At 47.0% G+C, this 14599-nt stretch carries 19 protein-coding genes; 15 read left to right on the top strand and 4 right to left on the bottom strand.

Annotated features, from left to right (window positions below; all coding sequences use genetic code 11):
- Nucleotides 1–114: 114 nt before the first annotated feature.
- From A7983_RS19290 to A7983_RS19280, 3 genes are all read left to right on the top strand, one after another.
- Nucleotides 115–1311: an MFS transporter gene (locus A7983_RS19290; protein ID WP_005968513.1), complete on the top strand. Its 1197-nt coding sequence runs from the start codon at nt 115–117 to the stop codon at nt 1309–1311.
- 144 nt (nt 1312–1455) lie between these two features.
- Entirely contained in the window at nt 1456–1944 is a 489-nt protein-coding gene (locus A7983_RS19285) for a GNAT family N-acetyltransferase (RefSeq protein ID WP_005968515.1), read from the top strand.
- Between the two features lie 168 nt (nt 1945–2112).
- Entirely contained in the window at nt 2113–4086 is a 1974-nt protein-coding gene (locus A7983_RS19280) for a methyl-accepting chemotaxis protein (RefSeq protein WP_005968517.1), read from the top strand.
- 65 nt (nt 4087–4151) lie between these two features.
- Here the strand turns inward: A7983_RS19280 and A7983_RS19275 are convergent, their stop codons facing one another.
- On the bottom strand, nt 4152–4418 hold the full coding sequence (locus A7983_RS19275) for a DUF3811 domain-containing protein (protein WP_005968519.1): 267 nt from the start codon (nt 4416–4418) through the stop codon (nt 4152–4154).
- A gap of 194 nt (nt 4419–4612) precedes the next feature.
- Here A7983_RS19275 and A7983_RS19270 point away from each other — a divergent pair, with 194 nt between their 5' ends.
- Nucleotides 4613–5566 (top strand): LysR family transcriptional regulator, encoded by a 954-nt coding sequence (locus A7983_RS19270; RefSeq protein WP_005968520.1) that lies wholly within the window; start codon nt 4613–4615, stop codon nt 5564–5566.
- Here A7983_RS19270 and A7983_RS19265 read toward each other — a convergent pair.
- The 3 genes from A7983_RS19265 to A7983_RS19255 form a co-directional block, all read right to left on the bottom strand.
- On the bottom strand, nt 5499–5903 hold the full coding sequence (locus A7983_RS19265; protein ID WP_005968522.1) for a RidA family protein: 405 nt from the start codon (nt 5901–5903) through the stop codon (nt 5499–5501). The two genes, A7983_RS19270 and A7983_RS19265, sit on opposite strands and share 68 nt — an antisense overlap.
- 130 nt (nt 5904–6033) lie before the next feature.
- Entirely contained in the window at nt 6034–6630 is a 597-nt protein-coding gene (locus tag A7983_RS19260) for a hypothetical protein (RefSeq protein WP_005968525.1), read from the bottom strand.
- Nucleotide 6631: 1 nt separating this feature from the next.
- Nucleotides 6632–6832, bottom strand: coding sequence for a hypothetical protein (locus A7983_RS19255; protein WP_005968527.1), 201 nt, complete (start codon nt 6830–6832; stop codon nt 6632–6634).
- 174 nt (nt 6833–7006) lie between these two features.
- Between A7983_RS19255 and A7983_RS23630 the strand changes: the two genes are divergently transcribed.
- From A7983_RS23630 to A7983_RS19200, 11 genes are all read left to right on the top strand, one after another.
- Nucleotides 7007–7147, top strand: a complete 141-nt coding sequence (locus A7983_RS23630; protein ID WP_235778015.1) for an N-acetylmuramidase domain-containing protein — start codon at nt 7007–7009, stop codon at nt 7145–7147.
- The gene (locus A7983_RS19250; protein WP_005968529.1) at nt 7140–7583 is read left to right on the top strand and encodes a hypothetical protein; all 444 of its coding nucleotides are present in this window, start codon (nt 7140–7142) and stop codon (nt 7581–7583) included. Before A7983_RS23630 ends, A7983_RS19250 begins: the two co-directional genes overlap by 8 nt.
- 400 nt (nt 7584–7983) lie before the next feature.
- Nucleotides 7984–8313, top strand: a complete 330-nt coding sequence (locus tag A7983_RS19240) for a hypothetical protein (RefSeq protein ID WP_005968531.1) — start codon at nt 7984–7986, stop codon at nt 8311–8313.
- Between the two features lie 447 nt (nt 8314–8760).
- Nucleotides 8761–9759, top strand: a complete 999-nt coding sequence (locus A7983_RS19235) for a replication initiation factor domain-containing protein (protein ID WP_005968536.1) — start codon at nt 8761–8763, stop codon at nt 9757–9759.
- Between the two features lie 7 nt (nt 9760–9766).
- The gene (locus A7983_RS19230) at nt 9767–10042 is read left to right on the top strand and encodes a hypothetical protein (protein WP_005968538.1); all 276 of its coding nucleotides are present in this window, start codon (nt 9767–9769) and stop codon (nt 10040–10042) included.
- A 4-nt stretch (nt 10043–10046) separates the two neighbouring features.
- Nucleotides 10047–10364 (top strand): DNA-binding protein, encoded by a 318-nt coding sequence (locus tag A7983_RS19225; RefSeq protein ID WP_005968540.1) that lies wholly within the window; start codon nt 10047–10049, stop codon nt 10362–10364.
- A gap of 302 nt (nt 10365–10666) precedes the next feature.
- Complete coding sequence (locus A7983_RS19220) at nt 10667–10903, top strand: hypothetical protein (RefSeq protein ID WP_005968543.1); 237 nt, start codon at nt 10667–10669, stop codon at nt 10901–10903.
- A 137-nt stretch (nt 10904–11040) separates the two neighbouring features.
- Nucleotides 11041–12288: a hypothetical protein gene (locus tag A7983_RS19215; protein ID WP_005968545.1), complete on the top strand. Its 1248-nt coding sequence runs from the start codon at nt 11041–11043 to the stop codon at nt 12286–12288.
- Nucleotides 12289–12304: 16 nt separating this feature from the next.
- Nucleotides 12305–12583 (top strand): DUF2523 family protein, encoded by a 279-nt coding sequence (locus A7983_RS19210; protein ID WP_005968548.1) that lies wholly within the window; start codon nt 12305–12307, stop codon nt 12581–12583.
- Nucleotides 12584–12588: 5 nt separating this feature from the next.
- Nucleotides 12589–13626 (top strand): zonular occludens toxin family protein, encoded by a 1038-nt coding sequence (locus A7983_RS19205; RefSeq protein ID WP_005968550.1) that lies wholly within the window; start codon nt 12589–12591, stop codon nt 13624–13626.
- Complete coding sequence (locus A7983_RS19200; RefSeq protein WP_005968553.1) at nt 13623–14474, top strand: hypothetical protein; 852 nt, start codon at nt 13623–13625, stop codon at nt 14472–14474. Before A7983_RS19205 ends, A7983_RS19200 begins: the two co-directional genes overlap by 4 nt.
- The last annotated feature ends 125 nt before the right edge of the window (nt 14475–14599 follow it).

The raw sequence follows: 14599 nt of genomic DNA, 5'->3' as shown, positions 1-14599 counted from the left end.
AACCTCTTCCCGTGAAAAAAAGAACGTAATGAAACAGGTGCAAAGCGGTGCATATCTGTGCGATAGTTATTCGTACATATGTACGAATAACTTTAAATAAAGACGCCAAAAGCTATGACCACAAAACCTGCTATCAATAAATTTGCACTGTTCGGGCTAATGTTCATTCCCGGTTTTACGTGGGCAACCTGGGTGACTCGGACTCCTGTGATGCGTGATGTTCTGAATGCTTCAACGGAAACCATGGGCATGATCCTGTTCGGTTTTTCATGCGGTTCTATGCTCGGTGTATTGGGGGCAGGTAAAGTTATTAACGTCCTCGGCATTCGTAAAACCATGGCCGGTGGATTTCTGCTGCTTCTGCTTGGGCTACTTATACTTACCGTTTCGCTTTCGATTCGGAGCACGCCCAGTGCCTTTATGGGACTGTTGATTTTCGGTGCGGGTGTCGGTCTGGTTGATATCGCCATCAACATTGAAGGCGCGGCGTTTGAGCAACATCTGAAGAAAAGCCTGATGACAACACTGCATGGCTTCTTTAGCTTGGGTACGCTGGTTGGTGCACTGGCAGGAATGGCGATGACGGCATTCGGCGTTAATACGACGCTGCATTTTGTCGCGGTCGTTGCACTGTCAGCACTCACTGCAATTGTGCTGATGCGCCAAATGCCGTGGCTGAGCGATCTGGCAAGTTCTGATCAAGCAGATAAAGGAAATTACAAAACTCAGGTTTTCAACGAACTTAAAGACAGTCGCCTGCTGATTCTTGGCGTGGTTATTCTTGCGATGGCGCTTGCTGAAGGCTCTGCTAACGACTGGCTACCGTTACTGATGATCGATGGCCACAATTTCGGCCACACGACAGGAACGTTGGTTTATGTCGGGTTTACGGCGGGTATGACGTTGGGTCGTTTTGCTGGAGGATATTTTGTCGATCGCTTCGGTAGGGTTAATGTCCTCCGATTCAGTGCCGCTTCCGCTGCGCTGGGGCTGACGCTGGTGATCTTCTCTGATGCTCCACTGCTGGCTGCCGCCGCCGTTATCTTCTGGGGTATTGGTGCATCGCTGGGCTTTCCGCTCACAATTTCCGCCGCTGGAAGTGGCGAAAACAGCGCCGTTCGCGTCACGATTGCCGCAACATTGGGTTACTTTGCTTTTCTCGTCGGTCCGCCTGCATTAGGCTTTCTTGGTGAGGTTGCAGGGTTGCGCATCGCAATGTTACCCGTGCTTGTCATGGTTATTCTGGCCTTTATTTGTTCTTCTTCTGCCCGCGATCGTGCGGTCAGTCCGGCATCTGAAACTCCATCCTGACGTTTTTGCGCGGCTCCGTATTATCGGAACCGCGCAATATGTGCCAGTATGTTGATTACGCTGAAAATAAATTACGTGATGGCTGTCAATGCTGAATAACAGCAGTAAGTCGGGCCGTCACTCTGCTCTGGGAACGCTAACGCAATGGTAAATTTAACGGATATGAATGAGTCGGATTATCCCGACTATCGTCAGTTCTTTATTCTTGAATATGCTCAGGATTTACAAGAATCCCGAGGATATGACGCCGAAAAGGCGAGGGCGATCGCCACGCAATCTATCGATATTGCGCTACCGCAGGGCAGCCACACGCCAGCCAATAAATTATGGTCCATTCAGTCTTTAAATAACGAAGGTGTCATCATCGGCTATTTGTGGGTGGTTCTGAACGGAAATTCTGCCTGGGTATCTGATTTTAGCCTACTGCCAGCATGGAGGGGGCGCGGTTTTGGTAAAGCCTCATTGGCAGCGATGGACGTGGCCGTCGCTGCGTTAGGTATTCGCGAAGTCGGGCTGAGAGTCGCGACGAATAACCCGGTCGCCAAGGCTTTATATGAAAAACAGGGATTCCAAATTACCGGTTTTAATATGCACAAAAGTCTGGAATCTGACTCATCATCAGACTGCGGTTAAGTCTATGACGTAAAAAAACGATCTCCGACGATCGCTGGCCTCCGCCCCTTATCCTTGTTCATTCCTGCGCCGCTAAAGTTCAAAAAAAAAACGCCGATAGACAAATAGCAGGGAACTCATTGCAAGGGAATGTTGATTACGATCAAGATCAACACCAGGAGAGCCATAATGGCCACGCAATTAATACAAAAAAAGACAATGAGCACCCGCGCCCAGGTATTGTTAACTGGCGCATTCACCATCGCACTCGGTTTCGCTGTCACCATTGGCGTACTCAGTTGGCAGTCCAGTAGTGAACAAAAATCTTTGGCCGAGCGTTATTTACAGCAAATCGCCCAAAGCGAAGCCCTGAGAATTCAACAGGAACTCAACTACGCTCGTGATGTGGCCCATAACCTCGGGCAAGGGCTGATTGCTTTGCCATCCGCAGGCATTAAAGACCGCGCTGTGGTCGATAAAATGATGGAATATGCTCTGAGGGATAACCCAGAGTACCTCTCAGTTTCAGTTATTTTTGAAGAGAACGTTTTTGACGGACGTGATGCTGAATTTGCCGATCAACCGGGTCAGGCACCGAAAGGCCGCTATGCCTGGTTTGTTGACCACGATCAGGCTGGCAATTACACGATGCATCCTCTGCTTTCTTACCTGACTCCCGGCCAGGGCGATTACTACCTGCTGCCGCAAAAGAGCCAGAAAGATACGCTAATCGAACCCTACACCTATGCTTACAACGGCGTTCCAACGCTGCTGACGTCAGTCGCCGCACCGATTGTCAGTCAGGGGAAACTGTGGGGCGTCGTCACTTCCGACATTTCTCTTGCGTCATTGCAGCAAAAAATTAACCAGATTAAACCTTGGGAAGGAGGTGGATACGCGATGCTGTTATCCAGCGCGGGTAAAGTTATCTCTTATCCTGATAAATCTCTGACGAGCAAAGCCTGGCAAGGGCCGACGGACAATTTCACCTCTTCAGTGGTACAGCACGATGATGCGATTCTGGGTGAACAAGCGCTGGTTACCTGGCAGCCGGTCACCATCGGCAACAGCACGGAGAAGTGGTATCTCGGGATTGTTGCGCCAGTGAGTCAGGTAATGGCCGCGTCTGAGCGCCAGTTAATAAACGCGGTGATCATGATGGCGATCAGCATTCTGTTGGTGAGCGCGCTGCTGGGCTGGGTATTCAGCCGTAAAGTGCTTAAACCGATTGGTGGTGAGCCACTTGAAGCCGCAACCATCGCGCTGTCTGTTGCGGAAGGACGGTTGAGTAATGTGATTGACGTGAAAGCCAACGATCGCAGCAGCCTGTTCTTCGCGCTGCATACGATGCAATCGCAACTGCGCCAGGTGGTTGGGCAGATCAAAGATGCCAGTGATTCCGTGCGACAAGGTGCAGCGGAAATTGCCAGTGGCAACCTCAATCTTGCCTCGCGCACTGAGCAGCAGGCTGCTGCGCTTGAGCAAACGGCGGCGAGCATGGAAGAGATCACTGCTACGGTGAAACACAATGCCAACAACGCCCATCAGGCCACGACGCTAACAGAGAATGCCACGAAGATCGCACTGCGCGGTGAATCGCTGGTCAGCCAAGTGGTGCAGACGATGTCGCAGATTGATGATAGTGCGAAGAAGATTGGCGACATTACCTCTATGATTAACAGCATCGCTTTTCAGACCAATATTCTGGCGTTGAACGCGGCGGTTGAGGCGGCGCGAGCAGGTGAGCAGGGGCGAGGATTCGCCGTCGTGGCATCGGAAGTTCGCAATCTGGCACAGCGCAGCGCCAGTGCGGTAAAAGAGATTGCCACATTGATCGAGGAATCCAGTCAGCGCGTTGAAAGCGGCGTTAAACTGGTAAACGATGCGGGTAAAACCATGCAGGATATGACGCATGCAGTCAGTTCAGTACAAAGTATCATCGGTGAGATTGTCACCGCGTCGGATGAGCAGGCGAAAGGCATCAGTCAGGTAACGATTGCCGTTAATGAAATGGATGGCGTCACGCAGCAAAACTCCGCGCTGGTACAGCAGATGTCTGCCGCAGCCAGTTCACTGGAAGATCAGTCCATGCTATTGGCGCAAACGATAGAACATTTCCGCCTGGAACAGCAGCACGCTTTACCCCATGCGTTATTAAAGTAAAAAAGAAATACAGCTATCCGGCCACCATATGGGTGCCGGATAGCACGTCTAACGGTGCAGGGTGGTTAGCGACGGCCTCGTAAATTTGTATTCGCGGACCATTCATACGTTGTTGATGAATCAGGTTTAAACTTATTTTTCTTCTTCTCTGCCCGTGCTTGTTTTGCCACGGCTTCACGTTCCTTCATCAGCTTATCGATGTAATCGTCTTTAATATGATTACTTTCAGAGTTGGTCAGCGGGCGGTCCTGTTTTTTTCTCGCCTGATCGAGTAACGTCTTAAGCTGACGTTGTTCACTTTCTGTCATGTCTTTCTGAGTCAGTCTGGGCATGGGGATGGACCTGATAAGCGTGCTGGAAAACACATTGTAGAGGAAAACGCACAGAGGCCCAGATAAATTACGGGGGGCTTCATTAGGACGTGGGAGTTTTTCTATTCAATCCATCCGTAGTGAGTATCTAGAAAATGTCTTCACATTCAGGCACTATCGCCTGAGACTAATGACTCATCGGTCACAATAACAATATGAAATCTCACAGAAAAAACCCAACATTCTCTGATTTAAAAGCATTTATAGCTATTGCCGAGCAAAAAAGTTTTCGCCGTGCGGCCGATTTTACTGGCATCACGCGTTCTGCATTAAGTCACGCTATCCGAAATCTGGAAGCACAACTACAAATTCGCCTACTACACCGCACCACACGCAGCATTGCGTTAACAGAAGCCGGTCATCAGTTATTACAACGTATTTCCCCGCATATCACCGGGTTGGAACAGGCGCTGCACGAAGTTGCGGATACGCAGGGTCAGGTACTCGGCACACTGCGTATTAACGGAGGAGAGGAAGGTATCTCGCAATTGATCGGCACATTTATCAGCGAATATCAGGCACGCTATCCACTGGTAGAGCTAGATTTAGTGGTTGATGGCACTTTCAGTGATATTGTGGCTGAAGGATTTGATGCGGGAATTCGCTTAGCTGATGATGTTCCAATGGATATGATTGCCGTCAGGCTGAGTGAGGACATTCGATTTTTAGCAGTTGCGTCACCTGACTATCTGGCAACACATCCAGCCCCACAAACGCCTGAAGAACTGGCTCACCATCATTGTATTCGTCAACGGCTGCCTAGTGGCAAACGCTTTCGCTGGGAGTTCTCCCAGCATGGCCAGGATATTTGTCTGGATGTCCCTGGTACGCTGACGCTCAACACACCGGCTATGATGATTGATGCGGCAAAGCGAGGAATGGGGATAGCCTACGTCGCAGAGGTACATGCTGATGCCGCGTTGAGGCACGGCGAACTATTGGTGGTACTTGAGCCTTGGTCACTGTCAATTACAGGGCTGAGCCTCTATTTCCCGGCAAACCGGCATATGCCCGCAAGTTTACGGGCACTGGTCGATATGATTAAAGCGCGTTATCCGGCAAGCGAGCAGTCACTTTTATTTCAAACTGAAAGCCGGAAAGCCAGGTGACACCGACGGCGGTTACTGCCGGCCAGGGTGCCGGCCCCCAAAATTCCGGTAGCACTTTCCAAATGGTCTCAATGATAGCTTCAGGTGAAACCAGATAAAAAGTGACATCAACAACATCGGCAAAAGAGCATCCTCCAGCGGAGAGTACACTGTTGAGGTTTTCAAAAGCCAGGCGAACCTCCTGCTCAAGCCCAGGGGCAGGGGATCCATCTTCACGACAGCCGACCTGGCCTGAAACAAAAAGAAATCCACTGGACTTTATCGCTGCCGAGTAACGATTTCGCTCATATAACGCCTTATTGGTGACAGGCATAATAATATCTTCTATTTTTTTCATTTTGACGTCCTTTACATTTTAAGAGAGACGCCGAAATGATAAATAACCTTTCAGTTCTTCACTATGCCCAATAACCTGCACCATTCGGTGAAAATTATTCACCAATGTAGAATAGGGCTATTTTATCGCTTTAAAATAGATGTTTCTGCCACTGGATATTCAGTTGCTTCCGCCAGACTCTGTTGTGTAAATATAATGCATTAGTTCTTAAAAACATGGCGCTATTAATGCATTTAATACTACAGCTAATAAAAACCAATCCAACAAGCGAACTGATGACAAACCACAGTTTGCGTTCAGCGCCAAACAGCGCAGGCACAAATGCCGACAGGAAGTAAATGATGGCGACTAAAGCTGTCAGAAAAAGCATAAACAGATAGATTTTTATCGCAGCTAAAAAACCTCGCGAAATTAACACCACCGCGATAATAGTGATGGCACTGTAAAGAAATGCTGCAGGAACAATAGCAGCCATAACTGCGTATTGTGGTAAATCCAGCCAGCTAAATATCGCTAACCAGATGAAAGGTTGGGGAAGGGCAAAGCTCACGACAGCCAAGATCATACTGGCAATCAACGGCAACCCTATCATATGCCATCCAGCCGGTAGCCCAAGCCTGTACTTTAAACTATTTTTCAATTTTTCAAGCTGTTCAGGATCGTTTGTTTTTATTTTATCAGCAACAACTGCACTTAACGTAAGGCTTCTGACTATATATTTCATCATTTTACCAATTACTTCCTGTAAAGGAAAATGACTGAATCAGGCCAATAATGTACTGCCCAGAGGTCTTAATATTATTTGGGTTGCGGATTGTGCCAGTCAACGCACTGCCAGCAAATGCCGAAGTATTAACAAGAGCAGTCGTCAGTTCACGCTGTAATGCATTTTGCAGCGCTTCTGAAGGATAACGTTTAGGGAAGGTCATTGTTCGCTCCATCGTTAATATTTTTATTTGTTTGAGATATTAAGAATAAATGGCATAGCGCAGTAAATAATTAAGAACAATCCGAGTGAGTTATTAAGGGGGAATCCTAATAAATTTATAGCAGGATCGGTACTTTTGCTGGCAGAGCCGTTCCTGTAGTTGGCTGGATTAAAAGTGTTTGTTAGCTTCATCGAGGCGGACAGTGTTTTACTGAAATCGCTATGTTCTAAGGATTGGCTCTCATTCGCCAAAAGATACAACGGGAAGCGTCAAAAAGGATATGATTTAAAAATGGAGAAAAATTATAATGCATAATTATAAATTTGTGGTGTTAGTTGCAATGTTTCTATGCGGTTCATCGTTTGCAAATGATGAGTATTTCTCATGCGATACAGCAAAGGGAACCATTAAATTAGATGAAGACAAAGGTGTACTCCAGTACACCTTAACGAAAGATCGCAAAAGTGAATTTAACTATGAGTCAAAAGGTAATGATTTTTCAGGGTTTAAATACAGTCATTATTCACGATTTCAAACTGATTACTTCAACGTGTCGTTTGTAAATGCAGGATATAAATACACGATATTCAGTAATTATGAAGATGAGAATGAAAGTCGTGGAGTTAGTGTTACGAATCTGAAGACCAAAAAAGAATCTGTTCACGATTGTAAGTCCGTTGGTATTGACCGCCTTAGTGATTTGTCGTCAAAATTAGCCTGTGATAAAGACTCTGCTCTTGGTTGTGAGTAGCATCTGAGTAAGGTTCAGATGTTCGCATGCAAAAAATATGAAAGGGTCACTGCGGAAGTCTTTCACATCATAATGCGGACATCTGAATTTACCATTATCAAATTCGCAGCCACAGGGATGATTACTGATGCCAGAAAAAGTGTTTTGCGGATGCGGGGATTTGCTCAGTTGAACGGTCAGTTCCCGCTTGAATCTCTATAGGTTCGCATAATGTTGTCGACGTTATGTAAAAGAATGCCCTGCGAACATAAATCCCCCGCAGGGCATTCTTTTGCATAACGTGCATTATGCGAAACTCGTCTTACCCCATTATCCAAAAGATCAAAAATTATGGTCAATTTTTTTCGGGGACGTTCTGCGGTCGAAAATATGTTTTGCTTATTTTTCGTGCGAGGTTGATGTGGGTAATTCAAATTTAAAAAATCTTTTGGTGGTGTGTGATGTTTACATTACAGGGCGTTTTGTGGAGTTGCGGAAAGTTGAGTTTTATCCGCATTGTGAAATCGGTTCGCTAGTAATTAAAAAAATGAATTTTGATTGCGAGGGAAAATACTCTATTTTGATTCCTGCCGCCGATTGGGATTATATTCAGAGTTTTGGATTGATAGTTGGAGAGGAGATTTCTGTTCCAGTTATGATAAATTTCGACTTTGATGTTGAGTGCCCACTGATTTGGTTGTCTGATAGATGCGGAATTACGAAAAAAATAACCCCTTCCGCCGCTGACTGAATTCAGAGTTTTATCGTTTTTTTACCATTCTAATTGTAATTTTTCTGTTAAATCCCTTATAGGCAAAACATGTTCGCTTACAGCATAAAATATCGCGATATCATTATGTTTTTAAATGAAAAATAACGGTATTTTTCTGTCAGAACCCATTCAATTTCATCTCTAAAATGGCTTGTTTGCCATGTCCGTCATTTTTTGATCAAATTGCCTCAGAGAATTTTTGTGGGGCTCCTATGTATTTATATGACACCGAAAACCCCCGTACCAGTAATACGGGGGTAATTCCAGACAACACCCCTGCTGAATATTGCACTGGCGATTTCCCCCTGATTATAGAGTCGTTCGATGGTGAGGGATTTCATCTGAAGGCGGGTAATTTTTATTATTGTTGTAAAAATTTCGATGAGCTGGAAAATTTTTGTTTTAACTTTTTTAGAGGTGAATTTTGTGGCTGAAACTATTGTTGACACATTGTCATTTTCTGCGCCAATTTCCAGCCTGAAATATATGGACAATTATTTTTTCGGTGAAATCTGTCCGTGGTCAGAATTCCCCAAAATGCCGGAATCTGGCGATCTGCATCTGCATCAACTGCAAAAAACCGCAGCGCTGGAACAGCGGCTGGTAGGGCTAGTTAATAAATTTCTGGGTTTGCATCTTTCGCCTGCCACTGGCCGTGGCTATCAGGGCTATCTAGAGCATCACGTGATTCTCGATTCCTCTGGCGAGCAGAATTGTGGCGTTTTGGCTCACGGGGGCAACGAAAATACGTTTTATCTCTATCTGAATGGTCACGGGTGCAAATTATTTTTTGAGAACCGGACCGCTGGGGATTTGCATAAATTTCTCACTGAGGTTTTACAGGTCTATCGGTTAAATAGGCTCGACATTGCCTGTGACGATTATTCCGGTTCAACAGACGCTCAGTCCGTTATTGATGCCTATGATGCTGGGGCGTTCTATGCCGGTCGGGGCGTTGCTCCTCAAATCCAAATCATTACGACCCGACGTGAGAGGAAATCCCTCGGCGAGACGGTCTATGTTGGGTCCCGTACGTCGCAGGTCTACTGGCGCACCTACGATAAAAATGCAGAACAAAAAATTTCTGACCCAGCGACGCCGTGGATTAGACACGAGGCGGAGCTGAAACGGGTTTCAAGCGATCTTTTGCTGGATGTCGATGCGGCGTTCGCTGGCTGCAACAAATTTGCGGCCGCACTGGTTGCAACCGAGCCAGTTGTTGTCCGTACACCGGTGGAAAAAGCCTCCGTCTCGCTAGAGTCGAAAATTTCCTGGGCTAGACGGGCTGTCGGAAAAACGCTCCGAGATTTAATCGATTTTTTTGATGCTCCAACGGCGCTGGCGCTACTGACCGCTGGGGAGGGAGGAAAACTGCATTTAACACCGGGGGAAATTTCTGTTTATCGAGACGCGTTGCAGATTTGAGGGTTAAATGGCTGATTCTGATTGTGTTTTTTTTGATTTCGATTTTTGGGTTGACGGGGCTTATTTGGGTTGTCGGCCAGCCGCAGATGGGCTGGTAGAGGTGGGGGTTGGCTCTGAAAATGGCCTAGAACTGTCTATTTTTTGTTCTGAATCCATGTTCCAGAGTTTCCCGCTGGAATTACAGCAGGGCCAGATGGCGAGATTTCCGATTTTTCTATGGCCAGCGTCAGGGGAAAAGTGCGCGTGGCTGCGTTCAATAAATGTTCAAATTTTACAGGAGTGAAGATATGTCTTTGTTATTGCAGGGTAAATTTCTAGGCGCTCGTAATCGCGAGTTTACCAATTCCTCTGGTTCTTATTCGTTTTATGAACTAGGCGTTGAGAACCTGCGCCCAGACGGCTGGGGCGGTCAGCAGTCGGTTCAGACCGCCGTCCGAATCCCCAAAAAATTTGTAGACGCCGGAATTCTCGATAAATTTCAGCGGCTTATTGGAAAAAACGTTTTAGTTCCGGTTTGGGTGGATGCCTATACAGGTAAATCGGGGGCTGCGGTTCAGGTCACGTTGGAATCCGACGCCATCGACGTGCTGCCAGACCAGAAATAAAAAACTGTTTTAGGGGGGCAGATGATAGACGCGATTTTTTGTTTCGTGATTTTCGGTGTGGCCATCTACAAAACCTGTCGTTTTTTTAGGAGTTTTTTTATCGCGGTTCTCACCGATTACAGGAGGGATGCGTGAGTGAGTTATGGACGCAAAATTCTGATTTTTATTTTTTTGCGTTCAATAGCGTATTGGGTCTGTGGTTGGTATCCCACTGCTGTGGGTTGCTGCTGCGACTGGCGAGGTTTGGCTAAAAAAGCCAAAAAAATGTGTTTTATCAATTAATTAATCTGGAGAAATAAATCATGAAATTGAAAAAAATTTTTGCATCTGTTGTTGTAGCTACAGCGTCAATTCTGGCACCGGCTGCGGTTTTTGCTGCTGATGGCTCGTCGGCGGCGTTGGATTTTTCCGGCGTGACCGAGGGATTCAGCGTTACAGCGGTTGTCACCGCTGTTATGGCCATCGCCGCCGGATTGATGGGGCTCTATTTGGCCATCAAAGGGGTGACTACGATCATGAACCTCGTTCGCGGTCGATAAATCTATCGCTGGGAGGGGGAATCCTCCCATTTTTTTATTATTTTTCATGGGGTTGAAAAATGGATTGGCAAATGATTTTTTTCCTCTGGGGGTTGGTCTGCGGATGGGCAGTTATCACCGGACTGAGGGGCATCTAGATGAAAAAAATTGTTTTTGCAGTAGCAGGGGCGGCGTTTCTGTGTGCCACAGCTCATGCCGTGATTCCGGCGCTGGTCGTCGGGGCAGAAGCCATCGGCGGGTTCGCACTGAGGTCGGCCATTAGTCGGGGAGCAGCCCAGATGGCCGTATCTGCGGCAGAACGGCAGGTTCTTAGCAATGCGACAAAAGCTGCTGTAAATCAATCAGTTGCTAGACTCGCCACAGGATACTCGAATCCAACCCGCTGGCAGTTGGCTAATGGCGCGCTGTCGTGGGCGGGGCTGGGGGAGATTCTGCTGAATGTGGGGGATGAAATTTTTGGTTCTGACCCGAATGCGGGAATTTCGTCCAGTGCGGACATAAAAAATGTTGATAATGGCAGGAAATTTTATATCGGTGCGGGCAAGGGCGGCACAACTCCGTTTTTATCGGGAGATCATCCAGAAAATTTAGTCTTGTCGGCCTATAAATTTCGTGCGGACAGTGGGGGCCTGTATTGTCCTAGCGGTGCGCAATGCACCTACGGGGCGGCCCTCCGGATGAATCGAGTCACTCCCTCTGGCGATGGTCGATTCACCCAGTATGAGGCTGGGTATGATATTTCCTACAGCGGCAAAATGGTTTCGCTCGGAGAAATTTTTTCCGTTCATAAAAATGCTAGTTATGACCAAAATATAACCCCAACATCGCCGGATATCACGACCGCCCAGCAGGAAACCGCAAGAAAAACACCGTTGAACGCGCAGCAAATGGCTGACGTTTTAAATTCGTTGCTGCTCGATACGGCCAGCCAGCCCGACTATCAGGGAATCTCGATTTCCAGTAGTCAGCCGCTGGTCACTGCGCAGGATATTCGCGATGCCGCTGCCGCCGTTGGTCGGCCCAATCCATCTCAGGCGGAATGGACTACCCCGTGGTCTGACCTGCAACCAGAAATCCAGCCGCAACCGGAGCCGAATCCTGAACCCAATCCGCAGCCAGAACCGCCTGTCGTCCAACCAACATTGGATGCACCGCCAGACGGAAAAACAATTTTAGCGCCTCTAATTGGGGCATTTCCTGAATGGGAAAATTTTTCGATCGGTTCGCGGTCAGTTCAGTGCCCAGTGGCTGAATTTTCCGTCTGGGATAAAAATTTCATTGTCGATTCGCATTGCGAATTAATTGAGAAAAACCGCGAGCTCATAAAATTGTTTTGCCTGATTTGCTGGGGATTTGCCGCATTTCGGCGCGTGATGTCTGCCTGATAATGGAGGAATAAATATGCTGGCTGCACTATATACGGGGCTGGGGTTTCTGTTGCGCGGAGTCGTAGTTAAATTCGGAATCATGTTCGCTCTATTTTTTGTCGTTCAGGAGTTCGTACCGGTTTTGTTGTCATTGGTAAATGTATCTCCGCTCCCGTTGATTGAGTTATTCGGTCAACTACCTGATGCGGTGTGGTATTTTCTAAATTTATTTCAGGTTCCGACTGGAATCACGATGATGGTTTCCGCAATTATCGCGCGATTTATTATTCGCCGCATTCCGATAATAGGCTAATAAATATGGCAATTTCAGCTTACGTGGGTGTGCCTGGCAGTGGGAAATCATTTGAGGTCGTCAGGTCTGTAATAATTCCTGCCGTGGCTCAGGGGCGGCGGGTCGTATCAAATGTTTATGGTCTGAATCCTGAGAAAATATATGAGCACATCAGGAAAAACCATAAAACTGAAAATATGGGCGAGGTTGTCCATGTCTCCAATGAACAGGCTCAGGGCGAGTTATTTCTTCCCTATAAAAATGCTGAAACCGATGGAAAAAATACATTTTGTCAGGCGGGTGACCTCATCTGTATAGATGAGGCGTGGCGCATATGGGGTAGCGACTCAACCGTCCCCCAAAATCATCGCTCATTCATTGCCGAGCACCGCCATTTCGCCCACCCTGAAACAGGCGTGACCTGTGATCTAGTCGTTATAAATCAATCAATTGCCAATCTTCCCAGATTTATCCGTGACCGAACTGAGACGACCTACAAAATGACCAAATTGAAAAATTTGGGGTTACGGTCTGCGTACAGGGTGGAGATTTACGGCGGCGCAAAATTGACTAAATCTGAGAGGGTCTCAGTCAAAAACTATTTCTATGACAAAAAGATTTTCCCACTATATCAGTCATATGACGGAAACGGTTCTGAACAGGTTGTCGATAAACGCCAGAGCATTTTTTCAAACATCACTCTGCTGATTGTTGTCGCGATATTGGTTATTACGGTGTCACTAGGGGGCTGGTATTTGTGGGGGTTTTTCCATCCTGAGAATAAAAAAACACCCGTTCACCAAAATCAGCCTGTGGGAACAGCTAGCCAGCCCTCGCAAAATCCTGCCGTTCCTGCACCTGCACCGGTTGCCTCGCCGAAAATTTCAACCCAATGGCGTGTCAGTGGAATGATCCATGATAAAAACGGCCGGTTTGTCGTTCTTTCAGGTGCTGATGGTCGCCAGCGAGTTGAACCGGCTGTGGGGTTTATTGTTAACGGTTCGATCATTTCAGGGATTTTGGACGGGGAGGTCGTAACTACATGGTCAGGGAGCGTTAAATGAAAATTGTTTTACCAATAGTGCTGGCGTTGTCGACTCAATGTTTTGCGGCGGGGGCTGGTTCTGGTGTTGATTTTGAGCTGAAATCTGTCGCGGTTCCCGATGCGCTGTCTGTTTTCTATGCTCAGGTATTGAAACAGCCGTTCAGGTTGTCGCCTGACGTGGTCGCGATGCCTGAAAAAGTCTCGTTCCGATTGATGCCGGAACAGGATGCTAGGAAATTTTTAATCGAGTATATGTCCGACATCGGTGTGGAGACGAAATCCAAAAATGGGACAGATTTTTTCTATAAACCAGTTCAGGTCGAGAAAAAAATATCTCAATTTTCATACACCTACCAGCCTCGTTATCGGTCTGTTCAGTACCTATCAGCCCAACTAGCGCCGATGGCGGGTGAGGGTGGGAAATTCAATTCCTCATCTACTGATACTGATAAAAACTCACCAGATTCGTTGGTATTTTACGGTACGCGGGCTGAAATTAGGCGTATTAGCGAGGCGCTGCCACTAATCGACATTCGGGCAGATGAAGTTGTTGTTTCTGGCTACGTTTATGAAATACAGACTAATTCCCGTGACGGCTCGGGATTGCAATTGGCGGCTAACCTGCTGAATTCAAAATTGAGTTTCCAGATTGGCGGATCTGATTCTCGTGGATATGAAAATTTCCTGAAAATCAGTTCGGGGTCGATGAATGCGTTGGTAGAATTGTTCAAAACGGACGCGCGATTTACCACCATTTCCGCGCCAACACTCAGAGTCCGTTCAGGGGCTAATGCAGTTTTTTCGGTAGGCAACTGCTGGCCCGAGTGGGAAAATTTACTATTATCAAATTCGCAGCCACAGGGATGATTACTGATGCCAGAAAAAGAGTTTTACGTATGTGGGGGGGATTTGCTCAGTGGAACGGCCAGTTCCCGCCTGTTTATCCTTTGGTTCGCATAATGTATATTATGTTAAATAAGATAAACGCACTG

The sequence above is a fragment of the Pectobacterium wasabiae CFBP 3304 genome, from assembly GCF_001742185.1.
Taxonomy (GTDB): Bacteria; Pseudomonadota; Gammaproteobacteria; order Enterobacterales; family Enterobacteriaceae; genus Pectobacterium; species Pectobacterium wasabiae.
The sequence above is the reverse complement of the archived record's forward strand: the minus strand, read 5'-3'. Positions and strand labels throughout refer to the sequence as shown.

What these genes read in the sequence shown, in the direction of transcription:
- A7983_RS19285 (WP_005968515.1), top strand. Translation starts at nt 1,456, where the DNA reads ATGGTAAATTTAACGGATATGAATGAGTCGGATTATCCCGACTATCGT.
- A7983_RS19200 (WP_005968553.1), top strand. Translation starts at nt 13,623, where the DNA reads ATGAAAATTGTTTTACCAATAGTGCTGGCGTTGTCGACTCAATGTTTT.
- A7983_RS19220 (WP_005968543.1), top strand. Translation starts at nt 10,667, where the DNA reads ATGAAATTGAAAAAAATTTTTGCATCTGTTGTTGTAGCTACAGCGTCA.
- A7983_RS19280 (WP_005968517.1), top strand. Translation starts at nt 2,113, where the DNA reads ATGGCCACGCAATTAATACAAAAAAAGACAATGAGCACCCGCGCCCAG.
- A7983_RS19255 (WP_005968527.1), bottom strand. Translation starts at nt 6,832, where the DNA reads ATGACCTTCCCTAAACGTTATCCTTCAGAAGCGCTGCAAAATGCATTA.
- A7983_RS19205 (WP_005968550.1), top strand. Translation starts at nt 12,589, where the DNA reads ATGGCAATTTCAGCTTACGTGGGTGTGCCTGGCAGTGGGAAATCATTT.
- A7983_RS19215 (WP_005968545.1), top strand. Translation starts at nt 11,041, where the DNA reads ATGAAAAAAATTGTTTTTGCAGTAGCAGGGGCGGCGTTTCTGTGTGCC.
- A7983_RS19250 (WP_005968529.1), top strand. Translation starts at nt 7,140, where the DNA reads ATGCATAATTATAAATTTGTGGTGTTAGTTGCAATGTTTCTATGCGGT.
- A7983_RS19230 (WP_005968538.1), top strand. Translation starts at nt 9,767, where the DNA reads ATGGCTGATTCTGATTGTGTTTTTTTTGATTTCGATTTTTGGGTTGAC.
- A7983_RS19275 (WP_005968519.1), bottom strand. Translation starts at nt 4,418, where the DNA reads ATGCCCAGACTGACTCAGAAAGACATGACAGAAAGTGAACAACGTCAG.
- A7983_RS19290 (WP_005968513.1), top strand. Translation starts at nt 115, where the DNA reads ATGACCACAAAACCTGCTATCAATAAATTTGCACTGTTCGGGCTAATG.
- A7983_RS19270 (WP_005968520.1), top strand. Translation starts at nt 4,613, where the DNA reads ATGAAATCTCACAGAAAAAACCCAACATTCTCTGATTTAAAAGCATTT.
- A7983_RS19225 (WP_005968540.1), top strand. Translation starts at nt 10,047, where the DNA reads ATGTCTTTGTTATTGCAGGGTAAATTTCTAGGCGCTCGTAATCGCGAG.
- A7983_RS19210 (WP_005968548.1), top strand. Translation starts at nt 12,305, where the DNA reads ATGCTGGCTGCACTATATACGGGGCTGGGGTTTCTGTTGCGCGGAGTC.
- A7983_RS19260 (WP_005968525.1), bottom strand. Translation starts at nt 6,630, where the DNA reads ATGATGAAATATATAGTCAGAAGCCTTACGTTAAGTGCAGTTGTTGCT.
- A7983_RS19265 (WP_005968522.1), bottom strand. Translation starts at nt 5,903, where the DNA reads ATGAAAAAAATAGAAGATATTATTATGCCTGTCACCAATAAGGCGTTA.